This window comes from Halomonas sp. GFAJ-1, assembly GCA_002966495.1.
Classification (GTDB): Bacteria; Pseudomonadota; Gammaproteobacteria; order Pseudomonadales; family Halomonadaceae; genus Vreelandella.
This window is the reverse complement of sequence record CP016490.1, coordinates 1,653,215-1,669,995: the sequence shown is the minus strand read 5'-3', so window position 1 is coordinate 1,669,995 and position 16,781 is coordinate 1,653,215. Positions and strand designations below refer to the sequence as shown.

The window sequence follows — 16,781 nt, the reverse complement described above, 5'->3', positions numbered from 1 at the left end:
GGAGACGCCGGTCGCACCTAGCATCCGGTCAGCAAACACCGCTATTTGCGGGCCAACCGTTGTGGCGACCTTCTGCGCCGATTTCACCCGTTTGGTGAAATACTGGAGGCGCGCCATCTTCACAGCAATGAACATCTGCAGTTAGCAAGATGTTCCCGCAAGCGCAGTTACGTACAAATTAAAAACTACGTAAATGAACGCTTATCGTCATGATGGAGGGGTCAACACATGCGAGGAGCGCGCATGCTAACACTGCAAGCAGCTCCTGACTAGTGTTTTTATATTAACTGTTATTAAAATCGAGACTTGCACATATTCGCTGTTCGTCTAACCTGAAAGTTGCTTAGGCATGTTCAACAACTTCAAGGAGCGATGAGATGAACTGGGATCAAATCGAAGGTAAATGGAAAGAAGTTAAAGGTAAAGCACGTACAAGCTGGGGTGATCTCACTGATGATGAGCTTGACCAAATTGGTGGTCGCAAAGATCAGCTGGTAGGTAAACTCCAACAAAAGTACGGCCTTCAGAAAGAAGAGGCTGAAAAGCGTGCCGACGATTGGGCCGACAGCCTGTAAGCGCTGAAGCTGAAACGGCTCTGATTAATAGCCCTAATTAACAGCTCTGATGGAAGCCATGCTTTAACCAGCATCGCCATAAGTAATACCCCGTAGCCACATGGAGAGAAGCTATGCGTAAATCTATTTTAACCACCGCCGTAAGCACCGTTCTACTGGGCAGCCTTGCCTTTGGCGCACAGGCTTCAGACCAGCCCCAAGGCATGTACTCCGCAGATGACATATTGGATGCTGAGGTTTATTTTGCTGATGGCTCTGGCGAAGAAATCGGCGAGGTTGACGACATCCTTTTCGATGATGATATGCGCATCACCGCGCTGGTCATTGAGAGCGGTACCGTCCTTGGTCTTGGAGGCCGAGAGATTGTAGTAGGTACTGATTATTTCACTCTTGAAACACACACCGAAGGTGATGGCGACACTGAGCATCGCGTTATGCTCAACGCCACGTCAGAAGAAGTGGAGTCCTTCCCTACTTATGATCGCGACTGGTGGGAACAGACCAGAGCCAACGCACGTGACGCATGGGAAACAACCCGCGATGGCGCCCAGAGCGCTTGGCAGTCCACCCGTGATGCGGTAAATCAGGATTAAGGAGCTCCCTCCTCCTTAGAAAGGTTAGTAAGACCTTTAAGCACCAGCAAAAAGGCCACCCGTTTTGGGTGGCCCTTTTGCTATTTAACAACGCCTATAGGCATAGATTACCCGTGGCGGCGGATGCCCTGCCCTGGAAGCCGCTCCCGATCATGGGGGCGCTCAAAATCGAGCAGCGGGCCAGCGGGCACAATGCGAGTTGGGTTGATGGTGTCGTGGCTGTAATAGTAGTGGCGCTTGATATGATCCATGTTGACCGTTTCCGCCACGCCTGGCCATTGATAAAGCTCGCGCACATAGTTAGCCAAACTAGGATAGTCTTCAATACGGTTGAAGTTACACTTGAAGTGGCCGTAATAGACAGCATCAAAGCGGATTAACGTGGTAAAGAGCCGAATATCAGCTTCGGTCAGCCACTCACCGGCGAGATAGCGATGCTCGCTCAGCCGCTTTTCGATGCGCTCCAAGGATTCAAACAGCGCGTGCACGTGCTTTTCATACACGCCCTGCTCTGTGGCAAAACCTGACTTGTACACACCGTTATTAATATGCTCGTAGACATCATCATTGACCTCATCAATAACGCTGCGAAGATCTTCCGGGTAAAAATCTAAATCGTTGCCGGTTAGCGCATCAAATCCACGATTAAGCATACGTAACAGGTCAGCCGACTCGTTATTGACGATCGCGCTGCGCTTTTTATCCCATAGGACAGGCACCGTCACTCGCCCGGTATAGTTTGGGTCGGTCAGCGTATAAAGCTGATGATGGTATTCTGCGTTATTAATCGGGTCGCCACTGGCGCCCTCATCTTGGTGATACGTCCAGCCTTTATCGAGCATTAATGGGCTAACATGAGAAACACCAATCAGCCCTTCAAGGCCTTTCAGCTTACGCATAATCAGCGTGCGGTGTGCCCATGGGCAAGCTAACGACACATAAAGATGATAGCGGTCTGGCTCCGCCGGGTAGCTCTGCCCAGCACCTTCCGGGGAGCTTCCTACCCAGTCGCGCAACTGGGCAGATTCGCGCACAAATTCGCCGCCGTGCTTTTTGGTGTCATACCACTGATCAACCCATTCGCCGTTAACAAGTAATCCCATCGAGGCTCTCCAGAAGTGAACGTATATTAAATGCAGCTTGCATTTAGCATACGCTCGCCCCCTGTATGCTCAAGCGGATGTTTTACGGCGTTTCATTCGAGGGAATCGAATCGTTAGGGCACTCCTCGTTGACCGCCTGCTTCAGCGCTTGCGCCATCGCGTGGGCGGCTGGGCCAGCCCGATCCCGGTCTCGAAAAATCATCTGCACCGGCACTTCACGAATACTACCTGCCGCAAGCGGCAGCCGTTTTAACTGCCCACTCCTAAGATCATCCACAATGCGGGTTTCAGGCATCCAAGCAAAACCCAGCCCTCGCTTAAGCATATCCAGTGAGGTATTAAGATGGCTCACTGTCCAGCGCTGCTCGGCTTTTAACCATCCTGCGTTCGTTGATTGACGCAACGCGGAGTCACGCACGACCAGTTGACGGTGCTGTGATAAATCGCGTAAATCCAGCGGGCGCCCTAGCTGATGAAGCGGGTGCTTTGGGTGAGCCACGGCCACAAATCGCACGAATGCCAAGGGCTCTCCTAAAAAACCCTGCGCTTCTATGCCCGATACGACCAAGTCAGCCCGGCCATCGTAGAGCATCTCGATCCCCCCATTGAGGACGCTTTCATGTAGCTGAACACGAACCTGGGGATAGGTTTCTGAAAAGCGCTCAAGCGCTTTGGCTTGAGCAGCCGCTGGAAAAACCTGATCAATAGCCACGACGACTTCGGCTTCCAAGCCAGCCGCTAACCGCGATGCCACATCTTCAAGTGTGTCAGCGCTTTCGATTAACTGGCGCGCGCGGCGCAGCAGTAACTCACCCGCCTCTGTAAGGCGAACCTGCCTACCCACAGGCTCTAATACCTGTACACCTAGCTGCTCTTCTAATTTATGTACTGCATGGTTAAGCGTTGAAGGGCTTTTATGAACGGCTTCTGCCGCACGCGCAAACCCACCATGATCAACCACAGCGGCCAGCATCTGCCATTGTGCAAGTGTTACCCGAGACATTTCGATTTCCTCGACGCTAGACAGCGAAATAATCCGCTTAATCTTCGAAAAAACCGTACTAGAATGCCAGGAAATTAAAAAAAGTACCTGCTTGAAAAAAATTATCGCCAATCGGTCAAGTAACAGAAGAGACAACAATCCTGGGCATTAATAAATACGCCTTTAACGTCCAGCGTCGTCCTGGTCTGGAAAATAATGTAAAACTGACCATTTAGTGCGCCTGCTAATTGGTTACTTTTGTTAGCAAACAGTGTTCAAAAATTGTAATTTCTGCTTAATACTTTCGCATTTTGCCGGAAGTATATTTTGTGGATAGATATACAGTCTATTCACCCCAACCTCGTTGGGGTATGGTTCTCGGGCTTATTCACTTTTATGTTACTTTTTTTACACGAATCTGGCGGTCCATTTACCCATGTTGCGAATCCTTCATTCGCTGCCCCGCACGCATAAATTATTACTGTTACCCGTGGCCACTATGGTCACTGTGCTGGGCACACAAAAGCTAATAACGACTTACAATGACTTGAACCAGCCTAACACCCCACTGGAGAGCGTATTAGTTCCGCTGCCCAGTGATTCTGCGCCGGGCGTACCATCGCTACGCCAAGAGAGAGCACCCGTTGCAGAAGCGATCGGCCGCGCCTCCCGCGCAATCGACGCGACCCGAGACCACATCCCGCTGAGCGACTTAGCCGCTACAGAAATTATCGACCTAGATATAGATCTGAACGTAATTGCTAGCGCTGAGGCATCGACGACCAGTGAAAGCCCCATGGCTAAATTGGATGACGGCGCTCTGCATATGGCTGTTGTACTAGGCACGCTGTCTAGTGGCATGCTCAATATCGACGCCTCTTCAGTCGAAATCGCTGATGCTACTTCCTACGAAGACTACGGCTTATTTGATGATATCTCTTTCCTCGAGTTCGAATTAGCAGCAGAAGAGCCCTTCGTTCCTGAGTGGAAAACGCACATTGTTGAGTCTGGTGAAACCTTCGCAGTACTCGCGCAAAATAAGCTAGGTCTTGGATATAGCGAAGTGCTAGCGCTGCTTGAGGATTTGCCCGACCCACGCATGCTAACTCACTGGCGCGCAGGTAATAGCTTCGATTATCAGCTGGACGAAAATCAGCGCCTGCTTTCACTACGCATGATGAAAAACGCCCGCGACGGCGTCTTATTAGAGCGTGAAGAAGAGCAGTACGCCGTTACCACAATCGAGCGCCAGGGCGAGCCTGTGCAGCGCCTCTACGCGGGCAGCGTAAGCGGTAGCTTTGCGCGCTCCGCTCAGGCAACCGGCCTAACCAGCAGTTCCGTTACCGAGCTTACTCGGTTGCTTGAAAAGAAACTCGATTTTCGTCGTGATAGCCGCCGGGGCGACCGTTTCCAGGTGCTCGTTGAGTCGGACATGATCGGCGGAGAAACGCTCGACTCCCGCGTACTGGCCGTTAAATACGACGGCGAGCGTATGGATTTAACGGTCGTGCGTAACGCCACCGACAATAATTTTTATACGCCGGAAGGCAACAGCCTGGATCCAGCTTTCGCCCGTTATCCGTTTGAAGGCAACTATCGCCTTAGCTCCCACTTTAACCCTCGCCGCTTGCACCCGGTGACTGGTCGCGTTAGCCCTCATAATGGAACCGACTTTGCGATGCCAATTGGCACGCCAATCATTGCACCTGCAAACGGTCGAGTTGAGCGCGTAGGCAACCACCACGCCGCAGGCCGCTATATTGTGGTTCGCCATGACAACGGATACCGGACACGTTATTTACACCTGTCTCGACCTCTCGTCAGCCAAGGTGAGCGTGTAGAAATGGGTGAGCGTATCGCCCTTTCCGGCAACACTGGGCGTAGCACCGGCCCTCACCTTCACTACGAAGTCATCGTCAATAATACGCCGGTTAACGCCATGACCGTGGACCTGCCTGAGAACACTAGCCTAAGCGGTGATACGCTGATTGCGTTCCAGCGCCACGCTGAGCCGGTACTTGCAGCACTTGAAAGTGGCGAGACAGGCCCCGTTAACGTAGCCGGTTACCAGCGTGAAGAGAGTAGCCAATAAGCAACTGGTGTATAAATAGCTAGCATAAACGCCGCCCCTAGTGGGCGGCGTTTATGGTTTATAGCGGGTAAAACTACTGGCTCTCGTCACGTCATAACCTGAGACACGAAGTAACGCGATATTAAGAAGCACTAGCTAGTTTTCGCCAAAGCACTGAGTAACAGCGCATCCCGGCGGTAAATATCATCACGAAATTCCACCTCCCCCTGGGCATTTGGCCAAGCCGTGAGATAGTGCAACGCGACCGGGATACGCTGTGGCAGATTAACATTACGGTCACTGGCGCTACTGTTCATCAGCGAAGAGAGCTGGTGACGGCTGCCGCTGTCCTGCAGCAACATTTGCGCAAACTCTAACACGCCCTCCACCCGCACACAGCCAGAGCTGAGCGCCCGCTGCTGCCGCTGAAACAAGCCTGTCGCCGGTGTATCGTGAAGGTAAATCATATCGTTATTTGGGAAGCGGACCACCACGCGGCCAAGGGGATTAGATCGACCTGCCACTTGGCGCAGCATAACGCCGCCTGGGCGCTGCCAATCAATGGTATCTGCATCTAGGCGCTCGCCACTATGGCTTAATACCTGAATATTCTGCTGCGCTAAATAGCTGGGATCCTGCCGCACCCGGGGCAAGACATCTTCACGCATAATGGTCGGGGGAATTGTCCAGCTAGGGTTAACCGTTAAGTGGCTTATAGAAGAGTGAATAATGGGCGTTTCACGCCGCGGGGTACCTACCACTACCCGGGCATCCCAGCGCTCGCCGTTAGGCCGGAGGTAGTGCAGACGGTAGCCAGCAATGTCTACCCACACCTGCGGCTCGGACGTGAGGTTTGTCCCAATCCAACGCGCCCGCTCTAAATTCACCCGCAATTGATCAATCCGTGAGCCCACCGGTGTGTTCAGGGCTAAGCGTGTTTGCTCGCCCACAATGCCATCGGCTTGCAGCTGGTGACGTCGCTGGAAGCGTTTAACGGCGCTTTCAAGCTCAGCATCAAAGTGGCGGGGGTCACGAACGGAAGACTGAACCCCAATCATGGGATACGCACTGCTATCAGCAGCCAATAAGCCAGCATCTCCCCATAGCGCCAGCCGCTGGCGCAGTACGGCCACATCGTCACCTGTATCATCTCGGCGCAACGACGTTTCTCTACCGGCTAAATGGGGGGCACTGCCTTGGGATTCGAGATGGCGATACTGGCTTAGCATCTCGCGGAGCTGAGCATATGCGGGGGTGGTGGGACGGGCTAAAGTGAGGGCACGCTCTATGTCACTGTCCTCAACCGCGTGTACAACACGCAGCATGGAGTAACGGTTTTCCGGACGCGGCAGTTCCCAGTTGGTTTCCATATCACGCGGGTCTACCTTGCCACGACCAAGGTGATCTAACGCTAGAAGAAGTGACTGGGTCGCCTTGAGTTCAAACCTCGCCTGGGCCGACTCTCCCGCTTGCTGGCTAAAGTGAAAATCGTCGAGCAACGTATGCGCAGCGTAATCTCTGGGGGTTAAGCCATCACTTTCAAGGCTATTTAGCGCACTGACTAATGCCTCAACGGCCGCTTTTGTTTGCCACGCAGGCTCGCCCTCTTTGTGTTGATAGAACGCCGCCACAGGTAGGCGGTGACTGGTTTCAGCTAACTGCTGCGCCAATGCTTGCTGCAGCGGTGCATTACCTGATGATGCATAAGCAGTGGTGAGCGCGTAAGGCGATTGGGTTAGCGCCAAACATAGCGCTGCGCCCATCGCCCATCGTCTTAGTAGCGGCTTCTCGTTCATCACCCCTCCTTGCGTTACTATGCTGAATCGCTATACCTGTAGATCCCGGTCGGTACGCTTAACTTTATAATAGCTGCTTACTTACATTCATCCCGTTATCTATTCCAGGATTACGCTCTATGTTACCTCGCTCATGTCTTTCTACTACGCTGTTTTCCTTGCCCGTTTTGCTATTTAGCCTGCCCCTTCAAGCAGCCAGCTTTTTGGCTCAGGTAGCGTCTGCACCACCGCACGGGGTGTCCACCTTGCATCATCAGTTACTGCAGCTAGCCCCCACCGCCACCCCTGAAGCGCTGCGGCTTGCAGCACAAGCGCTAAGCTGCGCAGAGCCGTCTGCTGAACGCTTAGCAGTGATTGATTACTCGCTGCCCTCCACCGAACCACGCATGTGGGTCTTCGACCTCCACCAGCATGCGCTGCTGTTTGAAGAGCTGGTTTCTCATGGGCAAGGCTCAGGGGATGCGGTAGCAGAGGTCTTTTCCAACACGCCAGAGAGCCACCAGTCCAGCATTGGCCTCTTTCGCACCATGAACAGCTACTATGGGCGCAATGGCTACTCGCTGCGTCTTGACGGTTTGGAAGCCAACGTCAATAACCTCGCCTTTGAGCGAGCTATTGTGATCCATGGTGCCAATTACGTCAGCGAGGACTTTATTGAGCAAACAGGTCGGCTAGGTCGTAGCCAAGGCTGCCCCGCCGTACGCGAAGAGATTACCTACCCGCTTATCGACAGCCTGAAAGAGAATCAGTATGTGTTCGCTTATTATCCCGATGAAGAGTGGCTCGCTACCTCAGCTTACCTTCGCTGCACCACCGAGCACCCGCAGCTGGCGCAGCGTTAATCACAAATAAGACGGTGCTAACAGCTGAGATACCTGTACAGCGCTTCCCACTATACAACTAAACAGCGGCTGAATTTGCTCATTAACCCAAGTTAAACCAAGCAAGCAATAAAACACTCTGCAATAATTTGTGACAAAACAGCACAAACATATTTCTACTTTGCAGGTGTGGTCATGTTTGCTTTTATGCGTCCCTATCAAACCATTCGCCGTTTAGAGCAGGAAGTCACTGACCTCCAAGGGCAGTTGGATGCCGAAAGAGTATCCCACAGCTGCCGTGCCCTTAGTTTAATGACCCCGGTTGAGTCATTGAGCATGCTTCAAGCTAAAGGAGCGGATATGCTGGCGTCTATCAGCCAGGGCATGGAGGCTCACGCGGGTCAACTGGCGGCTGAGCGGGCCACTCTGGCCGATATGTTTACGCGCCTGCATCACGCCGAATACACCGCACAAATGCTGAAGTTCCAGTGTCATTGCCAGCCCTCAGCCTCACCTTCAACAGGCTCGGTTACCACTAAACCGGCGCTGCACGATATTCGTCAACTCAGCGTTACACTAGCGCGCAGTGCAGGCCACACAAGGGCATTGGCGATGAGCGCGGCTCTTGAGGTTGCCCACTCCGACTCCCCATCACCTAGCATGGCTGCCGTTGTGCAAGATATGGAGCGGTTGGCCGAATATACCCAGCGGTTATCCCGACAACTAGACCAGTGCGCTGAACAGATCGCCACCCAACTACAACAAGATACCGAAGCAGCAGCCCAACAGTGCCAGGTCACCCAAACGTTAACCCAAGCAGCGCAAGAGGCCGAGCAGGTTATAGAGCAGTTAACCGACCAAGCACGTCATATGTATAAGGTTATTCACCACAGCACCACAACAGCGTGCTTGCACGCTGCAAAACTTGAGCACGCTGCCTGGAAAAGCCGCTTGTATAAGCAGCTGCTTTCGGCACAGCTCGATGAAACAATCGAAGATCACCAACACTGCACCCTTGGCCAGTGGTACTACCTGGGCGATGGAAAACGCTACCAAAAGACCGCCGCTTACCGTGCCTTAGCCGGCCCCCATCGCCGCTTCCATGAAAGTGGCTTAGAAGCACTACGCTTTGCTCGACAAGGCGACCATACCGGACAGTTGGCATCGCTTGCCCTGATGGAAGAAGCGAGCCTTCAATTAGTACAGCAGCTAGACCAGCTAATTGAGTATGCAGTGTATGAAGTGCCGCTTGCCACGGGCTATCGCTCCCCCCTAGCCGATGCTCCTTGAAACCTCATTACCTGCTGAGTGCGCATAGCATTGGCATTTGTGCCATGCTGAAGACGTAATAATCTTCCCAAACACATTCAGTAAGAGGCTATATAGTGCAGATCAAAAAGCTAGATCTTGCCTTGCAAGGAGGCGGCTCCCACGGTGCTTACACCTGGGGTGTTATTGACCGCCTGTTAGAGGATGACCGCATTGAAATCGAGGGTATTAGTGGCACCAGCGCAGGCGCCATGAATGGTGTCGTAATGGCCGACGCCCTCACCCGTGGTGATAAAGAGACAGCGCGTAAAGCGCTCCGCGATTTTTGGCAGGCTGTTAGTCGTGCTGGCATGTCAAGCCCCATCCGCCGCTCCCCATTAGATGTACTCACTGGCAACTGGAGCCTAGATCACTCGCCTGGCTACATTGCAATGGATCTCATGAGCCGTCTGGTTTCGCCTTACCAATTTAACCCACTCAATATCAATCCACTGCGGGACATTGTGGCTGAGCACATCGATTTTGAGCGTGTCCGACGCTGCGAAAAGCTCAAATTATTTGTTGCCGCAACCAATGTACGCACGGGTAAACAGCGCGTGTTCCGGCGTGAAGAGATGAGCGTCGACGCCGTGATGGCGTCTGCCTGCCTCCCCTTTGTTTTTCAAGCAGTAGAAATAGACGGTGAAGCGTACTGGGATGGCGGTTACATGGGTAATCCAGCGCTTTTTCCATTAATGGAAGAGTGTAGTGCACGGGATATCATGCTGGTGCAGATTAACCCCATAAGCCGAGACGATGTTCCCACATCTGCTTCAGCTATTATGAATCGACTCAATGAAATCACCTTTAATGCGTCGCTAATAAAAGAGATCCGCATGATTGCGCTACTGAAAAGCGCTTTGGAAGAGCAAGGTATCCAGAATAGCTATCAGCAGGCACTGTTTCATCGTATTAGCGGCGAACACGCATTAGAAGCCCTTTCCGTATCCAGCAAAATGAACTCTGAGTGGGCTTTCCTCTGCCACCTGTTTGAACAGGGTCGTGACGCTGCCGATCGCTGGCTTGCTGAACACTTTGAGGCATTGGGTAATTACTCATCGCTGGATATCGACGCTGTGTACCTGAACGAATAAATGGCACTAGCGTGTTGCAAACGTCGCTGACTCCGCCCCACCGTGGGGCAGAAACCGTTTTTTATGCTTACAAAAATAACGTTATTTTCAACCCAACTTAAAAAAACAACTACAACCAATTGTTTTGATTAATAAAAGTAACATTTGGCGGATTAATTGCTTTTCCTACCACTAATGGTGGTAGGCGTGGACCAGGCCCAGTGGGTACGAGTGCGTCGAACCTGACCTTCAAAGAAGAAGGCATGTTCTCGTCAATTACGTAGCGTCTTTTAGAGAAGCGCTTCACGTGTTGGCAAACTCGCTCTAACCCCAGAGAGGCCTTCCATGGATATTCGCAATAAAGCCAACCGAATTCGGCTGCTAAATTTCTCTACGCCGCAAATGCGCGCATTTCACTTTTCATGGTTCGCCTTCCATATCTGCTTTTTCGGCTGGTTTGGTATCGCCCCCCTCATGGCGGTCGTTCGAGAAGACCTATCGCTCACTCAAACCCAAATCGGCAATACCATTATTGCATCAGTCGCCATTACCGTGATTGTGCGCCTACTGATTGGCGTACTGTGCGACAAGTTAGGGCCACGTAAAACCTACACCGGGCTACTTCTGCTGGGCTCGATCCCCGTGATGGGCATTGGTTTTGCCAACAGTTTCGAAACGTTCCTGTTAGCCCGCTTGGCCATTGGCGCTATCGGTGCCTCGTTTGTTATTACCCAGTACCACACCACCATGATGTTTGCGCCTAATGTAGTGGGTACCGCCAATGCCACTAGCGCGGGATGGGGCAACTTAGGGGGTGGCACGACCCAAATTCTGATGCCACTGATATTCGCCGGCCTTTTAATGCTTGGCGTGAGCGAAACACTGGGATGGCGGCTTGCCATGGTGGTACCCGGCGTTGTGATGTTTTGCACCGGCATCGGCTACTGGCTTTTCACGCAAGATGCGCCGAACGGCAACTTTGACGCGCTACGCGCCCGGGGCGAGCTCCCCGAAGCCACGGGGGAAAACGGCGCAACTCAGAGCTTTTTAGCCGCGGCGAAAGATATTCGAGTATGGGCGTTATTTGTTGTCTACGGACTCTGTTTTGGGGTTGAGCTGACCATCAATAATATCGCGGCCATCTACTTCTTTGACCACTTCGATTTAACCCTTGCCACGGCGGGCATGATTGCTGGGCTTTTTGGCCTGATGAATATCTTCGCTCGCACCTTGGGTGGCATCTTTTCCGACTTATTTGCTAAACACGCAGGGTTGAAAGGCCGGGTACGCTGGTTATTCATTGCCTTAATTTGCGAAGGTATCGCGCTAATTGCCTTTTCACAAATGCACATATTAAGCCTAGCCATAGGCATCATGCTGGTGTTCAGCCTGTTTGTGCAGATGGCCGAAGGGGCCACTTACGGGGTAGTACCGTTTATCAATAAGAAAGCGCTAGGCGCTGTGGCGGGCATTGTGGGCGCAGGCGGTAATGTGGGCGCTGTTTGCGCTGCTTTTCTCTTTCGCAACGAAAATATCAGCTACCAACAAGGGCTTTTTTACCTAGGCCTTACCGTGTTAGTACTCGCCTCTTGCGTACTGCTGGTACGCTTTAGCGATGCTACGGAAGCTAAAGAGGCGCAGGCCTACCGTGACGCGGTAGGTGAAGAAACCGGCGCAGACGCCCTTTCACTGCGTTAACGTTCCCCCCGCAGCTTAGCTGCGGGGCAATTTATGTCAGGCGGCGAGCAACAAGGAAACCGTTATGTCTTCAGCCCAACAGTTACTCTTAACCGCCCTGCGTTGCGATATCGACAACCTGCGCCACTTGGCGACCACCTCAGACATCGTCGGTGATATTAGCCGGTTTATTCACGTCCTTCAGCGCGAACGAGGCGCCTCAACCATCTACCTCGTCTCAAAGGGAAAGCGCTTCAAAACCCGGCGCATGGCGTATTTGCAAGAGAGCCAAGAAGCTGAGATCTTAATGCGCCAGCGGCTTGAGGCCCTCAGTCACGAGGCCAAACCGCAAGCGGCCGCTCGTCTGCTTAGACGAATTGCAACGGTGTGGCTCGCACTCGACGAGCTTGAAACCTTGCGCTGCGCCATTGATACGTTTGCCATCACCCCCGACTCCGCTACCCAGGCCTTTAACCACTTAATTAGCGGCTTGCTCGCGATTGTGTTTGAAGCTGCAGACACTGCAGCAGACGTAGATGTTACCAAAGCGCTAGTGGCCATATTTCACTTAATGCAGGGGAAGGAGCTGGCAGGCCAAGAGCGAGCATGCGGCGCCTACGGTTTTACCCATGGACATTTTGATAAGGCCCATCGCGAGCTACTGAATCAGCTGGTGCATGATCAACAGCGCTGCTTCAATACTTTTGTAGAATTTGCCAATGCCGAGGCCCAGCTTCTCTGGCAAGAAGCGATGTCGACACGCGCGCTTTGTGGCATTAATCAGCTTCGCGATATTGCCTGCCAGCGCATCCGCCCTTCAAATAATGAAACGGCACCGCTGGGTGAAACCTGGTACGCATTGACAACGCTACGTATCGACACGATTAAGGAGATTGAGAATAGCCTCAACCAACAGTTAACCATTCTATGCCACCGCAAAATCGAACAGGCACAGGCTACCCTTGAACAGCTTAAAGCACAGCCTTGCCAGCACACTCCTGCCCCTTGTGAGCAGCTGCTAGCGTTAAACGACACCTACCCTTTAGGAGAGCTTACCGCCAGTGCATTAACCTCACCGCTTGGACGTTCGTTAATTGAACTAACCCATGCCCATTCACGCCGCTTACAAGGCCTTAGCGATGAGCTGGAAAACACCCGTAAAGCCTTACGTGAACGCAAACTGATTGAGCGGGCCAAAGGGCTCATTATGGCTCATCAGGAAATGACTGAAGAGGAGGCATACCGTTTTCTGCGTAAAACATCAATGGATCAAAGCAAAAGTATGGCCGACATGGCGCAATCAATTCTCGACCTTTCTATCGTGCTGACGCGAAAACCGGAAACCCGCACGCGCTGATGGCAAGGGCCCGCACTATTTGCAAGATTAGCGCTCATTGACCATTCTAATTATTCAGGCATGAAGCAGCCCATTACTTGAATGAACAAGGAGCGCCCCCAATGCGTCACCGCGTACTTTTGATCACAGGTGCCTCAAGCGGCATCGGTGCTGCTACCGCACGCGCAGCCGCACGTGAAGGTTACAAACTCGTACTTGTCGCCCGTTCAACCACTAAGTTAACAGCACTCGCTGAAGAGCTAGGCCCAGAAAAAGTCCTTACCTGCGAAGTGGATGTCACCGACATGGCCCAGCAGCAGGCGATGGTAGAGCAAGCCATTGAGACCTTTGGTCGGCTGGATGCCGTTTTTGCCAATGCCGGACGCGGCGGTTCTACCGGCGGCTTTAGCGGTGCTGATCACACTGCATGGCAACAGATGATCATGACTAACATCTACGGCGTAGGGCTAACCCTGCAAGCCTGCCTACCCGAGCTAAAACGCTGCAAGGGACACGTGCTTTTAACCGGTTCAGCAGCGGGACGCACCACCATTCCTGGCTCTATGTATAGCGCGACCAAATGGGCTGTTACAGGCATTGGTTACAACTTACGTGAGGAGCTGCGCGGCACTGGCATGCGCGTCACGTTGATAGAGCCAGGAATGGTGAATACGCCATTTTTCGATGAGCCACCTGAATATTCCCTTGAAGACCGTGATATTGCCAATGCCGTGGTTTATGCCCTCTCCCAGCCCGCCCATGTAGATGTTAACGAGATACTTATTCGCCCCACGCCGCCAATGGAATAAGTCGCTCGAACGCTTATGACTTGTAATTGCCTGCAAATGCCCACATAACGCTCTATTACCAAGCGTGCTAATTAGTTTAGCGCGCCACACGTTCCGTCTTGCAGGTGACCCATGAGCCAACTCGCTACCACTGCACTTTCTGTGCTGGATTTAGCGCCCATTCGTCAAGGCGGCAACGCCGCTGAAACGTTCGATAACAGCATTGCCTTGGCGCAGCGAGCAGAGCAACTTGGCTATACCCGCTACTGGCTGGCTGAGCACCACAATATCGCGGGCATCGCCAGCGCTGCCACCGCCGTCCTGATTGGTCACGTTGCTGGGCAGACCTCAGCCATTCGCGTTGGTAGCGGCGGTATCATGCTGCCTAACCACCCGCCGCTGGTGATTGCGGAGCAGTTTGGCACGCTCGAAACGCTCTACCCCGGCCGTATTGATTTAGGCTTAGGCCGTGCCCCTGGCTCTGATGGCGCAACCATGCAGGCCATGCGCAGGAATGCTCACGCGGGGGTCGATGATTTTCCACAGCTGCTTAATGAGCTACGCAGCTATTTAGGCGATGCAGACCCTCATCAACGCGTAAAAGCCGTTCCAGGCCAAGGCACTCACGTACCCATCTGGCTACTCGGCTCTAGTGGCTATAGCGCACAGTTGGCCGCTAAACTAGGGCTACCCTTTGCCTTTGCGGCCCAATTTGCGCCGGGCTACTTATTTGAAGCACTGCGGCTCTATCGCGACAACTTCCGCCCTTCTGAACACCTAAGTAAACCGCATGCCATGGTGGGCCTACCTGTTATGGCGGCTGAAAGCGATGCGATGGCGCATTACCTAGCCACCACCGCGCAGCAGAAGTTTCTTAACCTTATCCGCGGCAAGCCTACGCAGTCGCTGCCACCGGTTGAGCAGCTAGACTGGTCACCGGTTGAGCAGGCTCAGGTCAGCCAGTTTTTAGGCGCAGCCATTATTGGTGGGCCAGCGACGGTTAAAGCAGAGCTTGAAGAATTCCAAGCACGCACTGGCGCGGATGAACTCATGATTAATAGCGACTTTTACGATCATAAAGAACGCTTGCGCAGCTATGAAATCGTTGCGGACGTAGCCCGCTAAGCGGCTATTCTTAACGCGCCCGCGCCCTACCCTTTGGCAATCAGAAAGGCACCTGCCGCCACCATAAGCGAGCCTGCGGTCCGGTTGGTGCCTCTTTGAGCACGCTCTGACTGAAAGAACCGTCGAGCAGAGGAGGCAAACGAGGCCACCAGCATTAAGCCCATCATTAACCCTACTAACGTTAAGCCCACTACGAGGAACATATCACTTCGGTTAAGCACGGTGAGATCAATAAAGGTGGGTAAGAACGCAATATAAAATAGAATTACTTTTGGGTTAGACGCCGAAATTAAGAAGCCTTGCATAAAGCTCTTGAGAATATCGCGGGTAGACACGCTATTGTCATAGTGGGCCGACGCTAACGCATTGTTCGTCACCTCAGCTGTCCACATCTGCCAGCCAAGATAAAACAGATAAGCAGCCCCCACATAACGCAACAGGGTGAACGCCTCACCCCAGTTTTCGGCCAACGCTGCCAAGCCATAAAACGCCAGTAGCAGATAAATAATGTCACTTGCCGTCATGCCAAGCGCCAGCGGTATGCATGGTCGAGTGCCCGCAGCCATTCCCTTCGCCAACAGCGCAAAAATGCCGGGGCCTGGCGTGACCGCAAAAATAAAAATCGCTAAAAAATAGGTCAGTGCACTTTCTATTGTCATGATGGGGCCCTATAAACACATCAGAGTATACTAACGTACGCCATGCTTTTGTTATCTAGATAACCGTTTTACGGAAACACTGCCCATGCAATCTCACGCATTTACGCCAATGACCTCGGAAGACTTCAGTGAGTTTTGGCCAACATTTCAGGCCATTGTAGCGGCACAAGAAACCTACGCGATAGACCCTAACATCACGTATGAAAATGCTTTTACGTTATGGTGCCAAACACCGCTTTACAGCATCGCGGTTAAAGATGAGGAAAACCAACTGCTGGGCGCTTATTATTTAAAAGCCAATGCCGCAGGCCCCGGTAAACACATATGCAACTGTGGCTATATGGTGACGCCACAAGCACGCGGCAAAGGGGTTGCCAAAGTCATGTGCGAACACTCCCAAGCGTTGGCTGTAGAAGCGGGCTTCGAAGCCATGCAGTTTAATGCAGTAGTAGCCAGTAATCAGGTGGCTGTGAAGCTATGGCAGCGGTTAGGTTTTCATATTGTGGGCACGGTGCCCAACGCTTACCGCCACGCCACGCTGGGCTTGGTCGATACGCATGTGATGTATAAAACGCTGTCAGCCTCGGCTTACGCTTAACTGCCTTCCACGCCATCCAATGTGCGCGCTTGCACTGCCATAGCCTTTCCTTCCTCATTCGTACAAATACCAAAACTACGATAGGGTAAAACACATATACCGACTACTTCTTTTAGTGCCCTATGCCCATAAACCTTTCAGGCCTACAGCGCCTCTCTTGCTAAAAACATTAGTCAGCGTTTACTTACCCATATTGCTAAGCTGGCGCCCCTACCTGATGGGCAAACCGCACAGGTAGGATGCAGCTTAGGAGCCGCCATTTGGTCCCAACATGGT

General features: G+C 52.6%; 15 protein-coding genes. 11 read left to right on the top strand and 4 right to left on the bottom strand.

The window, feature by feature from the left end; translation table 11 throughout:
- Positions 1–377 precede the first annotated feature (377 nt).
- Positions 378–575 carry a hypothetical protein gene (locus BB497_07610; protein AVI62578.1) on the top strand — a complete coding sequence of 66 codons (198 nt, stop codon included), beginning with the start codon at positions 378–380 and terminating at the stop codon, positions 573–575.
- A 113-nt stretch (positions 576–688) separates the two neighbouring features.
- A complete protein-coding gene (locus BB497_07605) occupies positions 689–1,168 on the top strand; it encodes a hypothetical protein (protein ID AVI62577.1) in 480 nt (159 codons plus the stop codon).
- Between the two features lie 107 nt (positions 1,169–1,275).
- On the opposite strand, the gene BB497_07600 is transcribed toward BB497_07605, so the two are convergent.
- Positions 1,276–2,271, bottom strand: coding sequence for a glutathione-dependent reductase (locus tag BB497_07600; protein ID AVI62576.1), 996 nt, complete (start codon positions 2,269–2,271; stop codon positions 1,276–1,278).
- A gap of 82 nt (positions 2,272–2,353) precedes the next feature.
- Positions 2,354–3,274, bottom strand: coding sequence for a LysR family transcriptional regulator (locus BB497_07595; protein AVI62575.1), 921 nt, complete (start codon positions 3,272–3,274; stop codon positions 2,354–2,356).
- 415 nt (positions 3,275–3,689) lie between these two features.
- On the opposite strand from BB497_07595, the gene BB497_07590 reads away from it, so the two are divergent.
- Positions 3,690–5,345: a peptidase M23 gene (locus BB497_07590; protein ID AVI62574.1), complete on the top strand. Its 1,656-nt coding sequence runs from the start codon at positions 3,690–3,692 to the stop codon at positions 5,343–5,345.
- A gap of 131 nt (positions 5,346–5,476) precedes the next feature.
- Here BB497_07590 and BB497_07585 read toward each other — a convergent pair whose 3' ends face one another.
- Positions 5,477–7,120 carry a peptidase gene (locus BB497_07585; GenBank protein AVI62573.1) on the bottom strand — a complete coding sequence of 548 codons (1,644 nt, stop codon included), beginning with the start codon at positions 7,118–7,120 and terminating at the stop codon, positions 5,477–5,479.
- A 119-nt stretch (positions 7,121–7,239) separates the two neighbouring features.
- On the opposite strand from BB497_07585, the gene BB497_07580 reads away from it, so the two are divergent.
- From BB497_07580 to BB497_07550, 7 genes are all read left to right on the top strand, one after another.
- Positions 7,240–7,962: a hypothetical protein gene (locus tag BB497_07580; GenBank protein ID AVI62572.1), complete on the top strand. Its 723-nt coding sequence runs from the start codon at positions 7,240–7,242 to the stop codon at positions 7,960–7,962.
- Between the two features lie 174 nt (positions 7,963–8,136).
- The gene (locus BB497_07575) at positions 8,137–9,231 is read left to right on the top strand and encodes a chemotaxis protein (GenBank protein AVI62571.1); all 1,095 of its coding nucleotides are present in this window, start codon (positions 8,137–8,139) and stop codon (positions 9,229–9,231) included.
- A 92-nt stretch (positions 9,232–9,323) separates the two neighbouring features.
- Entirely contained in the window at positions 9,324–10,343 is a 1,020-nt protein-coding gene (locus tag BB497_07570) for a patatin (GenBank protein AVI62570.1), read from the top strand.
- Between the two features lie 324 nt (positions 10,344–10,667).
- Positions 10,668–12,020, top strand: a complete 1,353-nt coding sequence (locus BB497_07565) for an MFS transporter (protein AVI62569.1) — start codon at positions 10,668–10,670, stop codon at positions 12,018–12,020.
- A gap of 64 nt (positions 12,021–12,084) precedes the next feature.
- Positions 12,085–13,356 carry a response regulator receiver protein gene (locus tag BB497_07560; GenBank protein AVI62568.1) on the top strand — a complete coding sequence of 424 codons (1,272 nt, stop codon included), beginning with the start codon at positions 12,085–12,087 and terminating at the stop codon, positions 13,354–13,356.
- A 101-nt stretch (positions 13,357–13,457) separates the two neighbouring features.
- Complete coding sequence (locus tag BB497_07555; protein AVI62567.1) at positions 13,458–14,144, top strand: short-chain dehydrogenase; 687 nt, start codon at positions 13,458–13,460, stop codon at positions 14,142–14,144.
- Between the two features lie 111 nt (positions 14,145–14,255).
- Positions 14,256–15,248 carry a luciferase gene (locus BB497_07550; protein ID AVI62566.1) on the top strand — a complete coding sequence of 331 codons (993 nt, stop codon included), beginning with the start codon at positions 14,256–14,258 and terminating at the stop codon, positions 15,246–15,248.
- Positions 15,249–15,274: 26 nt separating this feature from the next.
- Here BB497_07550 and BB497_07545 read toward each other — a convergent pair whose 3' ends face one another.
- A complete protein-coding gene (locus tag BB497_07545) occupies positions 15,275–15,907 on the bottom strand; it encodes a threonine transporter (protein ID AVI62565.1) in 633 nt (210 codons plus the stop codon).
- 85 nt (positions 15,908–15,992) lie between these two features.
- Here BB497_07545 and BB497_07540 point away from each other — a divergent pair, with 85 nt between their 5' ends.
- Positions 15,993–16,505: an acetyltransferase gene (locus BB497_07540; protein AVI62564.1), complete on the top strand. Its 513-nt coding sequence runs from the start codon at positions 15,993–15,995 to the stop codon at positions 16,503–16,505.
- Positions 16,506–16,781: the final 276 nt, after the last annotated feature.